The following is a 16,606-nucleotide window of genomic DNA, read 5'->3' as shown; positions in this document are numbered from 1 at the left end:
AAAATTCGCCCTTATAATGGCACAAATAAACATCGAGTAAAATCACTCACCAAAATTACAGCCTTCTGTTGCTATGTTAAACTAGCAGCCTGATCCAAAAGTGAACATTATCATGCAAATTTATTTAGTCGGTGGCGCCGTACGAGATGGGCTACTAGGCCGCCCTATATTAGAACGCGATTTTGTTGTTGTCGGCACGACCGCAGAACAAATGTTAGCCAAAGGTTATACGCAAGTAGGCAAAGACTTTCCGGTTTTTTTACACCCAAAAACCAAAGAGGAATATGCCCTAGCACGTACCGAACGCAAACAAGGCCAAGGCTACACAGGTTTTATTTGTGATTTTAATCCCAATGTCACGCTTGAAGAAGATTTAATTCGCCGCGACTTAACCGTCAATGCCATCGCACAAGCACCTGATGGCCAACTGATTGATCCCTATAATGGGCAAGCTGATTTAAACAATCGTATTTTACGCCATGTTAGCGGTGCATTTGCCGAAGATCCGCTGCGTATTTTACGAGTTGCCCGCTTTGCCGCCCGTTATCATTATTTAGGTTTTACCGTCGCACCAGAAACCATCACTTTAATGCAAAATATGGTGGCCCAAGATGAGCTAAACACCTTAACGGTAGAACGAGTTTGGATTGAGTGGGAAAAGTCATTAAATGATGGCGCCTTTGCAACATTTTTAACCGTACTGCAACAGGTCAATGCACTTACTGAGCTGTGCCCAAACTTAGCGCAAGTGTGGAGCACACAAACGGCCTGTGATTTACAACAACAACATGATTACGCCAAACACCATCAATTAGCAACGCCCGAAATTTTATTTTGCCAAGTTGCACTGCTGTTGAATGAACCTAATTTGGCAAAACTCAAACAAGATTTAAAACTACCCAATAGCTTTGCTGACCTAGCCCAATTGAGCATTCGCTTTAACCCTTTATTTATGCAGCCAAAACTATGCGCAAGTGAAATACTGGCTTGTTTTAATGCATTAGATTTATGGCGACGCCCAGAGCGCCTAACAGCGCTATTAGCGGTATTTGAATGTCATTTTGGCGAGAAAAGTAAACATCAACTCACCCTTGAAAATACCGCACAACAAGCAAGTAGCATTAACGCACAAACGTTTATCAAACAAGGCATTACTGGGGCAGCCATTAAACCCGCAATGGAACAAGCCCGCTTAACAGCCATTGCAGCCGCTTTAGGTTAAGCGCTAAGCTTAAAAACTCAGATTGGTTACTTGCTTGGCAACTATGTAAGCGACCATAAAAAACACCAATTAGCTCACAAGGAAGTTAATCTTTAAAATACAATGAGTTAACCTAAATATTGGGGGGGGGTAAAAGCTTACTTCATGTAATTTTTATAACAATAATGGCTTGACGAGATTACTTTTGGCGGATTAACATCCCCACCGTCCCCACAACCACACCAAGGAATGGCCGTGTCGTTATTTAGAAAGGAAGCTCTATCCCATCAAAGTGCGCGTTTAACAGGCGCCATTACTTTAGCTCAACCCTTATCTATTAAGCTAACGGCGTTAATTTTAGTATCGGTTGCTATCGCCATTATCACTTTTTTATTCACTGCTGAATACTCACGTAAAGAAACCGTGCGCGGTTTTTTAATGCCCAATAAAGGCGTCATCAAAAGTTTTGCCACACAAGGCGGTACTATCGACAGTCTGCTGGTAAACGAAGGCGACGTCGTTGAAAAAGGCCAAGCCTTAGCAACGTTGATTATTCATCAAAATAACGCCGATGGTTTAAGCTTAAGTAGCAAATTACAAAAGCAATTAACCTCACAATTAACATTGCTCGATGAAGAAATAACGCAATATCAAACCATTCAAGGTAAAGAAAGCCAAAACTTAGCCAGCAAAGCGATAGCGTTAAAGAGCGAAAAGGTCGCACTCGAAAACCAACTAACGCTTGCGAACGAAACGTTATCACTGTTAGTGGCACAACAAAAAGATGCTGACAAGCTACACAATAATGGTGTTATTTCGAAATTTGAAAAAGAAAACCAACAACAAGCATTGCTTGAAGCCAAGCAAGCAAAACAAAACATTGCTCGCTTACTGCTTCAGCAAAACAATCAAATTAATCAAATTAATCAAACCAGTTTTGATGCAGCAAATTTACCTCAGCAATATACACTGCGCATTAATGGCTTATTGCGTGAAAAAGCCGTTATCGAAAATCAATTAGCGCAAGTGAAAAACAACCACAGCTACACAATAACCGCCAGCCATGCAGGCACAGTGACGGGTATTCAAGTGGTTGCAGGTGAAACGCTCTCACCTGCCAAAGCACAATCAACCCCACTGCTGCATATTTTACCTGAGGGTTCCGAATTGGTTGCCGAATTATTATTGCCCACCCGCAGCGTAGGTTTTATCGCCAAAGGCCAAATATCCCGCCTACGTTTTGATGCCTTCCTGTTGTGGTTGAATTAGCAGGACACTTTAATAAAGGAATATAATGCCATTATTGAGGTGAATATGACTAAACGAATAAATAAGCAGTATCCAAACGATTTTAAACAAGAAGCAGTGGCTTTGGTGCTTGAGCAAGGTTACACAATAGTTCAAGCAGCCGCTTCTTTAGGTATCACAGATAAAATCCTTTACAGCTGGGTTTCTAAACACAAAAAGCAGGCACAAGGTGATACCTTATCTGTCGATGAACGCACCGAACTTATGCTGTTACGCAAAGAGAATAAACGCTTATTAATGGAGCGTGAAATCCTAAAAAAGGCCAGCGCCTTCTTTGCGAAAGAAATGAAGTAAGGTACTCATTTATCAAGACTCTTGTGTCGAAATATCCTACTTCGATGGCGTGCAAAGTGATGCAGGTCAGTACATCAGCGTATTACGTTTGGCTTAAAAGTCCTGGTGAGCTTATCACTGCCGATACACTCGCATTGTTTCGTCGAGCTAAAGCATTATTCAAGGCCAGTCGGAACAGCCTAGGTAGTCGAGAGTTAGCTAAAGCGCTACGCAAAGAAGGGTTTAGTATCACACGTTATCGCACCATTAAGTTAATGGCGCGACTGAAGCTGCATGTGACGCAACGTCTGGCTTATAAGGTCACCACAAAGCGTAAGCACAGTGAGAGTGTGGCTGACAATTTGCTTAATATGAATTTTAATCCTGTGGGGCCAAACCAAGTTTGGGCAGGTGATGTGAGCTATCTTAAAACAGGCGAAGGTTGGCTGTATCTCGCAGTGGTAATGGATTTGTATTCTCGCAGAATCGTCGGCTGGAACATATCTAAGCGAATGACGCGAAGCTTAGTGGAGAAAGCATTTTTAAAGGCTTACAACTTGCGCAAACCACCTAAAGGCTTGGTGTTTCATAGCGATAGAGGTTCGCAATATACCAGTAAAGGTTATCGACGTTTATTAAAACAATTGGGCTGTCGAGCAAGTATGGGTGATGTGGGAGCATGTTGGGACAATGCTGTTGTAGAGCGATTTTTTGGTAGTTTAAAGCATGACTGGTTGTTAAAAGTACCACAGCCAACCCGTCAACATATGCGTGATGATGTGGCGGAATATATGAAATATTACAATGTAGAACGACTGCATTCGGCAAATGCTGATCAGTCACCGATAGATTTTGAAATCTCTTTTAGAAAAGTGTCCGGTTGGAGTTGACCAGAACATCCCTTATCAACGATTTGGTTTTATTGAAAGTGAAATCACTCGCATAGATCGCGCACTTATTGCACCCAATGAAGTGCAACTGCCAATAGCACTGCAAGAACCCGTTTATCGTTTGCGGGCAAAATTAAACACACAGCAAATGCAAGCCTACGGTCAAGCGTTTGAGCTAAAAAGCGGTATGTTATTTGAGGCAGATATTATGCTCGAACAACGCACTTTAATTGAATGGTTATTAGAGCCACTGTATAGCCTGAAAGGGCGGGTAAGCTAACTGTGTAGGTCGGAATTCATTCCGAAAACCAGTTAAAATTCATCTGTTTAGTTTGCTGTAATCAGCAAGACTCACCAGAGAATAGAGTGGCTGACTTTAGTCAAACTTTAGCGAGAACAACTAAAGCAAGCCTATTAATCGCTCACCTTCATAGTAAAGGTTGAGCGTATTAACAACCCGATGACTTAACTAAAAGTATCGGATTTATGGAGTATAACAGTATGCGTGAATTAAGCGTAAATGAAATTGAACAAGTTAGTGGTGGTAATGGCTGCACTTACGACAGTAAAAACTACTCTAACGGTTCAAGAAAAAAGCAAGAAGGTAAAGTGATGGTATGTACAGATGGTAAGTGGGTAGCGGAAAAAAGTAAGGTTGATAAATTATGAGAGTAATATACATATTACTTAGCATTCTAACGATTAGCTCATTCAGTGTTTTAGCTGAAAATGAGAAAAATAATTCAGAAAATGTAGAACTGGAATTAGATTTTAAAAAATATTGCTACTATGAAAATCTAAAATATTCAGAAGGCTCCCGTTTAATCCAGTCAGGAAAACTACAAATTTGCCAAAGGCAAAAAGATGGCATGTTAGTTTGGCTAGATAAAGCCTAGATAGATAGTGCAAAAAATACAGAGTGTAATTAATAAGCTAAAAAAAATTTGTTTGCACTCTTATCCTAACTTTACTTATTGTTAGCTTTTTAGAAAGTATTAACAAATAGCCTCTAATAAAGGAATAAATTTGAAACAATGAAAAACACCTTATGTAAGGCTTTAATAATATTAATCTACTTTTATTCCATTAGATTATTCGAACTTGGATCTAATTTATATTCATTTCCGTATATTTTTTATGGTTTTGCGATATTATTTGTAATCTTTTTTATAACAGATTTAATATGGGTAAAAAAACGAAACGCTTTACTCTCTTCGCTTAGTATTAGCATTATTACCGTATCTATACTTTCAATAAACTTACCACTGATGACAGGTTATTCTTTTGACATTAGCGCAACCAAATCAAACTGGCCTACTATCTCTTCAAATGATTATATAATTTCCAAACACTTTGATTTTAGTCTTGATAAAGGCGCTATGTATGGTTTCAAAAACGCACAAGGTGACTTGCATAGAAAGCGACTGATTGCAGGTCCAAATGACAAGGTGCAAATCTGCGGTGACTTTGTATATGTGAATGGTTTTACACGTAATATTACAACTAATTGGAAAGCACAAAAATTAAACATCTATAAAGATTGCAGTAACGGCTCGACTTATAGGCTTAAAGAAGATCAATATTTTCTTGTTGGTGATAATTTTACCAATAGCCACGACTCTAGGCACTATGGACCTGTAAAACGTAAAGATATTGTTGCTCATTCGCTTTATAAGTTTCAACTTAATCAAAGCGGTTCAATTTCTAAAGAACATACCAGCTTAACTGTTATTTTTGAGTAATGATTGTAAATGAATAAAATGCCGTTTATTAATAGGTTTACATACTTCGATTTTTATTTACCTTCGAATAGTTTTTATTTACGGCTCAAGTGCATCGTCTTAATTTTACTTGCAATCTTAAGTTTAAAGTATTTTAGCATTTACCTATTACCAATTAATTTATGGCTTATTTATATCGGAACTTTAAGTTTATGGATTTTACATACAAAAAGGTGTAAGTATTTAGGATATTTTTTGTTTCCAGATAGAATAGTTCGAGAGCTTAAAGCGTACCGCAAAAATGTCGATATATATGATTATGACAGTATTATGTCCCTAAGAGATGCCAATACAAGATTGGCTGTTATATCAACAAAGCAGGACTACCATTAAAGTATTGAAATATTATCTAGCCAAAGTACTAACGAACGCTTTATTCGCATTACAGCCTATTTGAGCTAAAAATCTAGCTCAACTGATAATAAAAAAGCTCAACCCCATACGAGGTTGAGCTTTTTTATTTAAATATTTTACGCTTAAGCGGCTGTAAAATAGAGGAAGCCAAACAAACCTACACCAAGCACTAAACGGTAAATAACAAATGGCAGCATGCCCATCCGTTCAATGACTTTCAAGAAGAAATATATACACGCATAGGCGGCGACAAAAGATAGAACGGCACCTAATACAATTGCCGTCCAATCAATCAGGTCATCACCCGTTGAAAGCTTATATATATAATAAGAACCCGCAGCGGCAATAACCGGAATAGACATTAAGAATGAAAAGCGTGCCGCACTTTGCTTATTTAACCCGAGTAATAAACCAACCGTCATCGTGATGCCTGAGCGAGAGGTACCAGGGAATACCATTGCAACCACTTGTGACAAACCAATTAAAAGCGCACTAACCCAATTAAGCTGGTAAATTGATTTCATCTGCTTGCCTTTAGCATCGGCGTACCAAAGCAACAAACCAAACACTATGGTTGTGGTGGCAATGATCCAAGCATTACGTGAGTAGCTTTCAACAAAGTCTTTAAAAAAGTAACCGATAATAAGCGCGGGAAGCGTTGCAATAATAATCCACCACCCTAATTTGCTATCATCTGTTTCACCTTGTGCACCAAACGACTTAAACCACGCAGCTAAAATATCCGCCACCTCTTTACGAAAGTAAATAACTACAGCTACAAGCGTACCAACATGCACCGCAACATCAAAGGCTAACCCTTGGTCTTGCCACCCTAAAATTTGCGAGGGTAAAATCAAGTGGGCCGAACTCGAAATAGGTAAAAACTCGGTTAATCCTTGCACTAATGCTAAGACAATGATTTCAATCATACTCATACTACTGGTAACTCCACTTTCCATAGTTTTTGTTGTGTTTTATCGTAAGCTTGCCAAATATCAGCAATGCTTTTTTGCAAAACGGGGTGAATTAAATTAGGGGCCACTTCTACTAACGGCCATAAAACAAAGGCGTTTTTAGTGATTTCATCTCGGGGAATTTGCGCTGGTGTTTCACAAATCAAATCATCGTAAAAAAGTAAATCAAGATCGAGTGTGCGAGGGCTAAATTTTTTATCGTTATCTTTACGGCCGTGGTCACGTTCAATCTTTTTCAGTAATTGGCAGAACTCACTTAACCCTAAATTCGTATGCCCCCCCACGACTGAGTTATAAAAATTTTTTCCACAAAAACCAACTGCCTCACTTTCAAACACAGAAGAAAAAGTCAGTTCAGTTAAATGCAAACCAAGTACGGTATTTGCCGCCTGAATATAATGTGCTTTGTTGATGTTTGAACCAAGACTAATAAAAACCTTCGCCATTTACGCAAGCCTAGCGCGAGTGATTTCAACACCCACCGTTTTTGCAGCAGCAACCGCAGCAGGTTTGCTCACTCTAATCATTACTTGCTGAACATTAAACTCAGTTAAAATAATGCTCGCGAGTTGTTCAACTAAAGTTTCAAGCAATTCGACTGGTTTGGCTGTTGTATGGGCAATAATTCGCTCACTCACCACGGCATAATCGACTGCATCATTAATATTGTCCGACTGCGCAGCGGCACGAATATCGGTGAGCATTTCAACATCAAAAAATAAATCTTGTTTGGTTTCTTTTTCAAAATCGTAAACACCAATAATAGTGTTTACTTGCAATTGCGATATAAATACTTTATCCATAGTAACAATGCTCTAAATTAAAGGCTGGTCGGATACCCACAAGGCAAAAAAAACAGTACCCTTCTACCCGAATAATATCAGCGGCAGATGATAGCCCAATTTTGCTGATTAAAGAATAAGGATCACAGTGTTAACAGGTGTAATGCTCATTTTTGCCTATTTGTTTGGCTCAATATCTTCTGCGGTATTGGTTTGTCGTGTCTTTCGTATCCCTGATCCCCGTCAATTCGGTTCAAAAAATCCAGGGGCAACAAATGTTTTGCGCTTAGGCGGAAAATTGCCCGCAATATTGGTACTGTGTTTTGACATCCTAAAGGGCACAATCCCAGTTTGGGGCGCTTATTTTTTAAAGATTGATCCTTTGATGTTAGGACTGATTGGCGTAGCAGCATGCTTAGGCCATATCTATCCAATCTTTTTTCATTTTAAAGGGGGCAAAGCGGTTGCAACTGCGTTTGGCACTTTACTCCCTATCGGCTTATCGCTTGCAGGATTATTGATCGCAACATGGATTGCAATTGTCGGATTAACACGTTATTCATCTCTTGCAGCGCTTATCACCGTTGGCTTGGCTCCACTTTATACATGGTTGATTAAACCACTTTATACTTTACCTGTGAGTATGTTAGCGCTACTCATCATATTTCGTCACAGCGACAACATTGTGCGATTATTCAAAGGTACTGAACCAAAAATCGGACATAAAAAAAGCCAATAATTTGGCTTTTTAAATTCAATTTTAGCGCCATTTATTTAAGTGGCGGTAGCTCTTCAATCGACCAGCGCGGCCTTACTTTACTGTCTAGGCTTGCATATTGCTTTGCTTTTAAGCGTTGCATGCCAGCATAGGCGATCATCGCCCCATTATCGGTGCAAAATTCAGTTCTTGGGTAAAAAACCTCCCCCTGCATTCCTTGCATAATTTTAGCAAACTGATCACGCAAATAACTGTTTGCACTCACACCACCGGCTATCACTAAGCGTTTAATACCCGTTTCTTTTAAGGCACGTTTGCATTTGATTGCCAGGGTATCAATCACTGCGGTTTGAAATGCATGCGCAATATCCGCTTTAGTTTGTAAATCATCGCCTTCTGAGCGAATTGTATTGGCCGCAAACGTTTTTAAACCACTAAAACTAAAATCCAAACCTGGGCGATCAGTCATTGGACGTGGAAAAATAAACCGTTTAGGTATGCCTTGTTCCGCTAGTTTTGCCAACAACGGACCACCTGGGTAATCTAACCCCAGTAATTTCGCTGTTTTATCAAATGCTTCGCCTGCTGCATCATCGATTGACTCACCCAATATTTGATACTCACCAATGCCTGCAACTTTTACCAATAAGGTATGACCACCAGATACAAGCAAAGCAACAAATGGAAATTCAGGGCGAGGCTCATCAAGCATTGGCGCCAATAGATGCCCTTCCATGTGATGCACAGCAACGGCTGGAATTTTCCAACCAAATGAAAGTGCGCGCCCGATTGATGAACCAACCAGTAAAGCCCCAACTAAGCCAGGACCTGCCGTATAAGCAATGCCATCTAAATCTTCTGGTGTACAGTTAGCTTCTTTTAAAGCAGCAGTAATCAACGGTAGAGTTTTACGAACATGATCCCGCGACGCTAATTCAGGCACCACACCGCCATAATCAGCATGCAGTTTAACTTGACTGTATAATTGATGTGCAAGTAAGCCTTTTTCATCGTCATAAATGGCAATTCCCGTTTCATCACAAGACGACTCAATACCTAAAATACGCATTTGTTACACTCCAAATATGCCAAATTAATCGTGGCAACCAGATTTATATGATATCTTACGCCATTAACCGTAAAACTGAGCCGGCAATTTTACTGACTTGTCAGAATTTTACTAGCTTTGTGATAATTATTCTTTACATCGCGTCGTGCTTCGTTTTACAATGCCGCACCATTTTTGTACTAGACGGCCAATTTTTGGTCATATGAGTCAAACTCATTTTAGTTAGTAGGTGATTTTTTAATGCCAGTAATCAAAGTAAGAGAAAACGAACCGTTTGACGTGGCTTTACGTCGTTTCAAGCGTTCATGTGAAAAAGCAGGTATCCTTTCTGACGTTCGTAGCCGCGAATTTTATGAAAAGCCTACAGCAGAGCGTAAGCGTAAGAAAGCAGCGGCAGTAAAACGCCACATGAAAAAGCTTTCTCGCGAAAACGCACGTCGCGTTAAACTTTACTAATACCTTACCAGGTCTTGTATAGATGAGTCTTCTGACAACATTAAAAGACGCACAAAAAGATGCCATGCGTGCCAAGGATAAAATTAGACTTGGTGCTATTCGTATGGCATTAGCTGAAATCAAGCAACGCGAAATTGATGGCCAAATTACTTTAGATGAAGCAGCAATTACTTCTGTCTTAGTAAAATTGGTTAAGCAACGCCGTGATTCAATCGACCAGTTTGAAAAAGCAGGTCGAGACGATTTAGCGCAAATTGAAGCAAGTGAAATAAGTGTTCTTGAAAGCTTTTTACCAAAGCCTTTAAGTGAAGAAGAAATTCTTGAGCTTATTGACCAAGCAATTTCAGATTGTAATGCGACGAACATGCAAGACATGGGTAAAGTAATGGGCTTAATCAAAAGCCAAGCCGAAGGAAAAGCCGATATCGGTAAAATCTCTGGCTTAATCAAGCAACGATTAAATGCCTAAATAAAGTAGCGACCTGTTACTGAACCGAGCCTTGTGCTCGGTTTCTTCGTTTTAGAGCGGCTAGATCCTAATTCAGATTTCCGTTATCCTTGCTTTCAACTTTATTAGACTGATACTTCATACATGGCCGGAAAAATTCCACGCAGCTTTATCGACGATTTATTAGCCCGCACAGATATTATTGATCTAATAGACAACAAAATAGGTTTAAAAAAAACAGGTAAAGATTACCAAGCCTGCTGCCCATTCCATAACGAAAAAAGCCCTTCATTTACCGTATCACAAGATAAACAGTTTTATCACTGCTTTGGCTGTGGTGCTCATGGCAATGCAATTTCCTTTATCATGGAATATGAAAAGTTAGAATTTGTTGATGCCATTGAAGAACTCGCTGCGAACCTGCATTTAGAAGTACCAAGAGAAAACACCGCAGGTCAATCAAGTGCACCTCAAGTGAGTGCAGAGCAAAAGCGTTCCGATTACGATTTAATGCTACAAGCGAGTAGTTTTTACCAGCACCAACTTAAGCATCACCAAAACTCAGCTGATGTGATCAGCTATTTAAAAGGCCGCGGCTTATCAGGTCAAACAGTCAAAAAATATATGATAGGTTACGCTCCAACAGAGTGGGACGGCTTATGTAAGCAACTCGCACGCACAAAAGATCAAAAACAACAACTCACCGACTTAAAACTTGCCAGTGAAAAAACACCTGGCCGCCAATTTGATTTTTTCCGTGATCGACTGATGTTTCCCATTCGTGATAAACGTGGTCGCGTTATAGCGTTTGGTGGGCGAGTATTACAAGGGGATAATGGCCCAAAATATTTAAACTCACCAGAAACGCGTATTTTCCATAAAGGGTTTGAGCTTTACGGGCTTTACGAAGCAAAACAAGCCTTTAAAAAACTCACCCAAATTATGGTTGTTGAAGGTTATATGGATGTAGTCGCGCTATCTGAACAAGGTATTGAATATGCTGTTGCAGCGCTTGGTACAGCAACTACCAGTGAACATATGCAAACCCTGTTTCGAACAACTGATAAAGTTATTTGTTGCTACGATGGCGATAGAGCAGGTAAAGATGCCGCTTGGCGAGCACTTGAAAATGCTCTGCCATATCTCAACAATGGCAAAGCTTTATTATTTGTTTTTTTACCTGATGGTGAAGATCCGGACTCTTTAGTACAAAAAGAAGGCAAAGAATTGTTTGAGCAAAGGCTAGAGCAAGCCTCTGATTTTACAAAAGTACTATTTGAACGTCTTTCGCTTGAGCTAGACATCACAACCGATGCTGGTAAAGCAAAGTTAATGAGTTTAGCCTTGCCGATGATTGAAAAAGTACCTAGCGATTTTTACCAAGAAAATTTACTCGAAAAACTTGCTCGCCTCATTGGCCGCACGCGCGAACAGCTAAACCAAAAAATAAAAAATCCGCGTCAGCAGCAATCACTTAAAAGTAAATTTAAAATGACCCCAATGCGCATTGCTATTGGGTTGCTACTACAGCATCCACAGTTAGCAAAAAGCATCCCCTATTCTCCTGAGCTTGTTGAACTTAACCTACCGGGTTTAGCTTTATTTAAGCAACTTCAAGCCCTGTGCCTCAAGCATAACCAGATTAATACCGGTCAAATCTTAGAACTTTACCGCGAATCATCTGATTTTAAAGCACTTTCAATGCTTGCTGGCTGGCAACATCAAATAGATGAAGCACAACTGGATGAGTATTTTAAAAACACATTTAAATTTATTGAAGATCAGTGTTTAAATCATCGCCTCGAGACCCTATTAATAAAAGACAAGACGCAAGGCTTAAATAAAGAAGAGCGTCTTGAGTATTCATTATTAACCCAAGCCCTTAAGGGGGCTTAAATATAACGGCGACAAGTGAGCTAGCCAGAAAAAATACTTCGTGTTATAATGCTCTATTCACCGCGTCGCATTTGAACTAATTTCCGAGCTGACGCCTGCAGTGTCAACTTTTCAAAGTGGAAGAGAATATCTCTATGGAGCAAACTCCTCAGTCACAACTAAAACTCCTGATTCAAAAAGGTAAAGAGCAAGGCTATTTGACGTTCGCTGAAGTGAACGATCACCTTCCACAGGATATAATTGATTCCGATCAGGTTGAAGATATCATTAGTATGATCAATGACATGGGTATACAGGTTTGTGAAAACGCACCTGATGCCGATGAATTGATGATGCAGGAAACAACTACAGATGAAGATGCTGCAGAAGCTGCGGCGGCTGCACTTGCAACTGTTGATAAAGAAATCGGACGTACTACCGACCCTGTTCGTATGTATATGCGTGAAATGGGAACGGTTGAGCTTTTAACTCGTGAAGGCGAAATTCAAATCGCTAAACGTATCGAAGAAGGCATTAATCAAGTACAAATCTCCGTTGCTGAGTACCCAGAAGCAATTACCTATTTGCTTGAACAATGGGATAAATACGAAGCCGAAGAAATCCGTTTAAGCGATATTATTTCAGGCTTTTTTGACTCTGATGAAGAGCAATTTCCAATTGCAGCAACGCATATCGGCTCTGATTTAAATGAAGAACAACTAAAAGATGAAGACGTCGATTTAGATGACGATGACGACGATGACTCAAGTGAAGAAGAGGTTGATCTAGGTCCTGATCCTGAGCTTGCTCGTGAAAACTTCGAAAAACTTCGTGATCTTTATAATAAAGCACGCATGATTTTTGAAGAAAAGGGTCGTTCTCACCCAGATGCTAAAGAAGCGATTGCTGAGATTGGTGAGTTATTCCGTACCTTTAAACTAATGCCTAAACAATTTGACCGCATGGTAAATAACATGCGCGACATGATGGATCGCGTTCGCGTTCAAGAACGTTTAATCATGAAGCAAGCGTGTCAAATTGCAAAGTTACCTAAAAAAATCTTCATCAAACACTTCGCTAACAACGAAAGTAGTGGTGAGTGGTTAGATATTGAAATCAATGCAGGCGAAAAATATTCAGAAAAACTTGCTGAGTGTCGCCCTGAAATAGAACGTAGCTTAAATAAGCTTCGTAATATGGAACAAACCACAGGTTTGAGCATTGAGCGTATTAAAGATATCAACCGTCGAATGAGTATTGGTGAAGCAAAAGCGCGCCGTGCTAAAAAAGAAATGGTTGAAGCGAACTTACGTCTTGTAATTTCAATTGCTAAAAAATACACCAACCGTGGTTTACAATTCTTGGATCTCATTCAAGAAGGTAACATTGGTTTGATGAAAGCAGTTGATAAGTTTGAATATCGTCGTGGTTATAAGTTTTCAACTTATGCAACGTGGTGGATCCGTCAAGCCATTACTCGTTCAATTGCAGACCAAGCACGCACAATCCGTATTCCTGTTCACATGATTGAAACGATTAATAAACTTAATCGTATTTCGCGTCAAATGTTGCAAGAAATGGGTCGTGAACCAAACCCTGAAGAACTTGCTGAGCGCATGATGATGCCTGAGGATAAAATCCGTAAGGTATTAAAAATCGCTAAAGAGCCAATTTCAATGGAAACACCTATTGGTGATGATGAAGATTCTCATCTTGGTGACTTCATTGAAGATAGCACTATTGAGTCTCCAATTGACTCAGCCACCATGGAAAGCCTAAAAGGCGCAACCCATGAAGTGCTTGCAGGTTTAACCGCTCGTGAAGCTAAAGTATTACGTATGCGTTTTGGTATTGATATGAATACCGACCATACCTTAGAAGAAGTAGGCAAACAGTTTGATGTTACTCGTGAGCGTATTCGTCAAATTGAAGCTAAAGCGTTACGTAAGTTACGTCACCCTTCTCGCTCTGATTTATTAAAAAGCTTCTTAGATTTTAAATAACTAAGACGTTATTGCTAAAATAAAAGGCCGCATTGCGGCCTTTTTAAATTTTAAACTAAAAAAGGTCACTCTCATGGCTTGGATCCAAATTCGCATTAATGCAACTAAACAAAATGCCGATCAAATTAGCGACTACTTAATGGACTGCGGCAGCGCTTCTGTTACATTTCTTGATACCAATAATACGCCAATCTATGAGCCGCCGATTGGTGAAGTCATATTATGGGCCCAAACAACAGTTATTGGTTTATTTGATGCCTCAGAAAATATGCAAGCGGTGGTTGATTACTTAAGTGAGCAGCCTGAACTTTTAGAGCAATTCGAGTATAAAATTGAGCAGCTTGAAGATAAAGATTGGGAACGTGAATGGATGGATAATTTTCATCCAATTAAATTTGGTGAGCGTTTGTGGATTTGTCCAAGCTGGCGTGAAATTCCAGATCCCACTGCAGTAAACGTATTACTCGATCCTGGTCTTGCTTTTGGCACGGGCACCCATGCAACAACAGCACTTTGTCTTCAATGGTTAGAAAGCCAAGATTTAACGGGTAAAACAGTCGTCGATTTTGGTTGTGGTTCTGGCATTTTAGGAATTGCGGCAATCAAATTAGGCGCAGCACGAGTGATCGGCATTGATATTGACCCTCAAGCATTAGAAGCAAGCTTAGATAACGCACAGCGTAATGGTGTCGCTCATCAACTAGAAGTTTACCTCCCACAAGACCAACCTGAATTTATGGCCGATGTGATGGTAGCCAACATATTGGCCGCTCCACTTCGTGAATTACATCAGGTTATTTTAGGATTATTAAAGCCAAAAGGTGCTTTAGCACTTTCAGGCATTTTAGTTGAACAAGCTGATTCTGTTGCCAATGTGTATCAAGAATATTGCCAACTTGATCCAATTGCCGAGCAAGGTGAATGGGTTCGAGTGAGTGGCCAAAAAAAATAATCTAAATCGAAAGTCCCTTGCAAGTCGCATTCAGCGCGGCTTGCACTTTGAAGTGTACTTTTTTCATACAAAATGAAAAATCTGTCAACCGGTTAGGAAAAGTCAAGTCAAAAAGTTCAAAAAAAAACACTTTTGTTCAATTTATAGCCTTTGATTTTTGCAAAAAAAACCGTAAACTTAGCGCCCCTTAAATAGAGGCCTAGTAACGCTGTGCAGATCGGTCAGTACAAATTAGAGAACAATGTAATTGTCGCGCCAATGGCAGGCATTACAGACAGGCCTTTTAGACAGTTATGCCGTCGCTTAGGTGCAGGTTTAGCAGTGTCAGAAATGTTGTCATCTAACCCTGATGTTTGGAAAACCGAAAAGTCGATGAACAGAATGGATCATTCTGGTGAGTCGGGAATTCGGGCGGTACAAATTGCAGGTGCAGATCCGGAGCTCATGGCACAGGCAGCTCAATTTAATGTGGCAAATGGCGCTCAGATTGTTGATATCAACATGGGGTGCCCAGCTAAGAAAGTGAATAAGAAACTTGCAGGTTCAGCACTATTACAATATCCGGATTTAGTAGAGGAAATCATTCAAGCTGTTGTTGCAGCGGTTGATGTTCCTGTTACCTTAAAAATCCGTACCGGTTGGGATACCGATAATCGTAACGGTGTTGAAATTGCAAAGATAGCTGAACGTAATGGTATTGCCTCTCTTGCCGTACATGGTCGCACTAAAGCGTGCATGTACAAAGGTGAAGCAGAATATCAAACCATTAGGGATATAAAGCGTTCAGTGTCTATACCGATTGTTGCCAATGGCGATATTACATCTCCAGAGAAAGCAAAGCAGGTTTTAGACTACACGGGCGCAGATGCCATCATGATTGGAAGAGCAGCACAAGGTCGCCCTTGGATATTTAGGGAAACCGCACACTACTTACAAACCGGCGAATTACTCCCTACTCCTGATATAGCAGAAGTAAGAAGTATTTTGATGGAACACATTAATCATCTTTTTGAGTTCTATGGGTCAGTAATGGGTGTTCGTATTGCTCGAAAGCATGTGTCATGGTATTTGCAAGCTCATGATAATGAAGGACAGTTTAGGCGAGTATTTAACGCGTTAGAAACAAATAATCAGCAAGTTTCTGCGTTAGAAAAGTACTTTGAAACACTAGCAGCAAATTAAGAAAGAGAAAGAATACAATGTTCGAGCAAAATGTGACTTCTCCATTTATCACAAACCCACACGTTCAGTCACACGAAAAACCGCAACCATTACGCGATGCAGTTAAAAAAGCTGTTCATCATTATTTGAAACAGCTTAATGGCCAAGACGTGCAAGACGTATATGACCTTGTTCTTTCTGAGCTTGAGGCGCCATTACTTGAAGAAGTAATGACCTATACTCGCGGTAACCAAACACGCGCAGCTATATTATTAGGCATTAACCGTGGCACACTTCGTAAGAAGTTAAAAAGATACGGCATGAACTAATCACCAAGCAGCTTAGGCTGCATAAAAAGCAC

General features: G+C 40.0%; 18 protein-coding genes and 1 pseudogene. 15 read left to right on the top strand and 4 right to left on the bottom strand.

Features of this window, described 5'->3' with window-relative positions:
• Positions 1-112: 112 nt before the first annotated feature.
• The 7 genes and pseudogenes from AC3KZC_RS03325 (at position 113) to lepB (ending at position 5,414) form a co-directional block, all read left to right on the top strand.
• Positions 113-1,222 carry a tRNA nucleotidyltransferase/poly(A) polymerase-related protein gene (locus AC3KZC_RS03325; protein ID WP_490579169.1) on the top strand — a complete coding sequence of 370 codons (1,110 nt, stop codon included), beginning with the start codon at positions 113-115 and terminating at the stop codon, positions 1,220-1,222.
• A gap of 234 nt (positions 1,223-1,456) precedes the next feature.
• Positions 1,457-2,470: an HlyD family secretion protein gene (locus tag AC3KZC_RS03320; protein ID WP_490579170.1), complete on the top strand. Its 1,014-nt coding sequence runs from the start codon at positions 1,457-1,459 to the stop codon at positions 2,468-2,470.
• A gap of 45 nt (positions 2,471-2,515) precedes the next feature.
• Positions 2,516-3,672, top strand: a protein-coding gene (locus tag AC3KZC_RS03315) for an IS3 family transposase (RefSeq protein WP_518525906.1) whose coding sequence is annotated in 2 segments (ribosomal slippage) — positions 2,516-2,762 and positions 2,762-3,672 — 1,158 coding nt in all. Because the reading frame shifts where the segments join, the coding sequence is not laid out codon by codon here.
• Positions 3,673-3,682: 10 nt separating this feature from the next.
• Positions 3,683-3,952 (top strand): annotated as a pseudogene (locus AC3KZC_RS03310) (HlyD family efflux transporter periplasmic adaptor subunit); the annotation flags it as partial.
• A gap of 221 nt (positions 3,953-4,173) precedes the next feature.
• A complete protein-coding gene (locus AC3KZC_RS03305; RefSeq protein ID WP_490578043.1) occupies positions 4,174-4,341 on the top strand; it encodes a DUF1496 domain-containing protein in 168 nt (55 codons plus the stop codon).
• The gene (locus AC3KZC_RS03300) at positions 4,338-4,568 is read left to right on the top strand and encodes a DUF1496 domain-containing protein (protein ID WP_490578044.1); all 231 of its coding nucleotides are present in this window, start codon (positions 4,338-4,340) and stop codon (positions 4,566-4,568) included. The genes AC3KZC_RS03305 and AC3KZC_RS03300 overlap by 4 nt, the downstream gene beginning before the upstream one ends.
• 138 nt (positions 4,569-4,706) lie before the next feature.
• A complete protein-coding gene (gene lepB, locus AC3KZC_RS03295) occupies positions 4,707-5,414 on the top strand; it encodes a signal peptidase I (protein WP_490578045.1) in 708 nt (235 codons plus the stop codon).
• A 515-nt stretch (positions 5,415-5,929) separates the two neighbouring features.
• Here the strand turns inward: lepB and AC3KZC_RS03290 are convergent.
• The 3 genes from AC3KZC_RS03290 to folB are packed head-to-tail and all read right to left on the bottom strand — an operon-like array spanning position 5,930 to position 7,584.
• On the bottom strand, positions 5,930-6,742 hold the full coding sequence (locus tag AC3KZC_RS03290; protein WP_490578046.1) for an undecaprenyl-diphosphate phosphatase: 813 nt from the start codon (positions 6,740-6,742) through the stop codon (positions 5,930-5,932).
• On the bottom strand, positions 6,739-7,227 hold the full coding sequence (gene folK / locus AC3KZC_RS03285; protein ID WP_490578047.1) for a 2-amino-4-hydroxy-6-hydroxymethyldihydropteridine diphosphokinase: 489 nt from the start codon (positions 7,225-7,227) through the stop codon (positions 6,739-6,741). The genes AC3KZC_RS03290 and folK overlap by 4 nt, the downstream gene beginning before the upstream one ends.
• On the bottom strand, positions 7,228-7,584 hold the full coding sequence (gene folB, locus AC3KZC_RS03280) for a dihydroneopterin aldolase (protein ID WP_490578048.1): 357 nt from the start codon (positions 7,582-7,584) through the stop codon (positions 7,228-7,230).
• 127 nt (positions 7,585-7,711) lie between these two features.
• Between folB and plsY the strand changes: the two genes are divergently transcribed.
• The gene (gene plsY / locus AC3KZC_RS03275; RefSeq protein WP_490578049.1) at positions 7,712-8,302 is read left to right on the top strand and encodes a glycerol-3-phosphate 1-O-acyltransferase PlsY; all 591 of its coding nucleotides are present in this window, start codon (positions 7,712-7,714) and stop codon (positions 8,300-8,302) included.
• A 31-nt stretch (positions 8,303-8,333) separates the two neighbouring features.
• Here plsY and tsaD read toward each other — a convergent pair whose 3' ends face one another.
• Entirely contained in the window at positions 8,334-9,350 is a 1,017-nt protein-coding gene (tsaD, locus tag AC3KZC_RS03270) for a tRNA (adenosine(37)-N6)-threonylcarbamoyltransferase complex transferase subunit TsaD (protein ID WP_490578050.1), read from the bottom strand.
• A gap of 240 nt (positions 9,351-9,590) precedes the next feature.
• Between tsaD and rpsU the strand changes: the two genes are divergently transcribed.
• The 7 genes from rpsU (at position 9,591) to fis (ending at position 16,574) form a co-directional block, all read left to right on the top strand.
• Complete coding sequence (gene rpsU, locus AC3KZC_RS03265; protein WP_009837707.1) at positions 9,591-9,806, top strand: 30S ribosomal protein S21; 216 nt, start codon at positions 9,591-9,593, stop codon at positions 9,804-9,806.
• Positions 9,807-9,828: 22 nt separating this feature from the next.
• Positions 9,829-10,275 (top strand): GatB/YqeY domain-containing protein, encoded by a 447-nt coding sequence (locus tag AC3KZC_RS03260; protein ID WP_490578051.1) that lies wholly within the window; start codon positions 9,829-9,831, stop codon positions 10,273-10,275.
• Positions 10,276-10,398: 123 nt separating this feature from the next.
• Positions 10,399-12,150: a DNA primase gene (gene dnaG, locus AC3KZC_RS03255; RefSeq protein WP_490578052.1), complete on the top strand. Its 1,752-nt coding sequence runs from the start codon at positions 10,399-10,401 to the stop codon at positions 12,148-12,150.
• 134 nt (positions 12,151-12,284) lie between these two features.
• On the top strand, positions 12,285-14,132 hold the full coding sequence (gene rpoD / locus AC3KZC_RS03250; protein WP_490578053.1) for an RNA polymerase sigma factor RpoD: 1,848 nt from the start codon (positions 12,285-12,287) through the stop codon (positions 14,130-14,132).
• A gap of 73 nt (positions 14,133-14,205) precedes the next feature.
• Complete coding sequence (gene prmA / locus AC3KZC_RS03245; protein WP_490578054.1) at positions 14,206-15,084, top strand: 50S ribosomal protein L11 methyltransferase; 879 nt, start codon at positions 14,206-14,208, stop codon at positions 15,082-15,084.
• A gap of 210 nt (positions 15,085-15,294) precedes the next feature.
• Positions 15,295-16,266 (top strand): tRNA dihydrouridine synthase DusB, encoded by a 972-nt coding sequence (gene dusB, locus AC3KZC_RS03240; protein WP_490578055.1) that lies wholly within the window; start codon positions 15,295-15,297, stop codon positions 16,264-16,266.
• A 17-nt stretch (positions 16,267-16,283) separates the two neighbouring features.
• Complete coding sequence (gene fis, locus AC3KZC_RS03235) at positions 16,284-16,574, top strand: DNA-binding transcriptional regulator Fis (RefSeq protein WP_490578056.1); 291 nt, start codon at positions 16,284-16,286, stop codon at positions 16,572-16,574.
• Positions 16,575-16,606 lie beyond the last annotated feature (32 nt).

This window comes from Pseudoalteromonas sp. J2K-J031 (genome assembly GCF_058197095.2).
This window is presented reverse-complemented; position numbering and strand designations above follow the sequence as displayed.

Bases quoted from the DNA above. Each gene is read 5' to 3' on its own strand.
- AC3KZC_RS03325 (WP_490579169.1), top strand. From the start codon at position 113: ATGCAAATTTATTTAGTCGGTGGCGCCGTACGAGATGGGCTACTAGGC.
- AC3KZC_RS03305 (WP_490578043.1), top strand. From the start codon at position 4,174: ATGCGTGAATTAAGCGTAAATGAAATTGAACAAGTTAGTGGTGGTAAT.
- AC3KZC_RS03300 (WP_490578044.1), top strand. From the start codon at position 4,338: ATGAGAGTAATATACATATTACTTAGCATTCTAACGATTAGCTCATTC.
- lepB (WP_490578045.1), top strand. From the start codon at position 4,707: ATGAAAAACACCTTATGTAAGGCTTTAATAATATTAATCTACTTTTAT.
- AC3KZC_RS03290 (WP_490578046.1), bottom strand. From the start codon at position 6,742: ATGAGTATGATTGAAATCATTGTCTTAGCATTAGTGCAAGGATTAACC.
- folK (WP_490578047.1), bottom strand. From the start codon at position 7,227: ATGGCGAAGGTTTTTATTAGTCTTGGTTCAAACATCAACAAAGCACAT.
- folB (WP_490578048.1), bottom strand. From the start codon at position 7,584: ATGGATAAAGTATTTATATCGCAATTGCAAGTAAACACTATTATTGGT.
- tsaD (WP_490578050.1), bottom strand. From the start codon at position 9,350: ATGCGTATTTTAGGTATTGAGTCGTCTTGTGATGAAACGGGAATTGCC.
- rpsU (WP_009837707.1), top strand. From the start codon at position 9,591: ATGCCAGTAATCAAAGTAAGAGAAAACGAACCGTTTGACGTGGCTTTA.
- AC3KZC_RS03260 (WP_490578051.1), top strand. From the start codon at position 9,829: ATGAGTCTTCTGACAACATTAAAAGACGCACAAAAAGATGCCATGCGT.
- dnaG (WP_490578052.1), top strand. From the start codon at position 10,399: ATGGCCGGAAAAATTCCACGCAGCTTTATCGACGATTTATTAGCCCGC.
- rpoD (WP_490578053.1), top strand. From the start codon at position 12,285: ATGGAGCAAACTCCTCAGTCACAACTAAAACTCCTGATTCAAAAAGGT.
- prmA (WP_490578054.1), top strand. From the start codon at position 14,206: ATGGCTTGGATCCAAATTCGCATTAATGCAACTAAACAAAATGCCGAT.
- fis (WP_490578056.1), top strand. From the start codon at position 16,284: ATGTTCGAGCAAAATGTGACTTCTCCATTTATCACAAACCCACACGTT.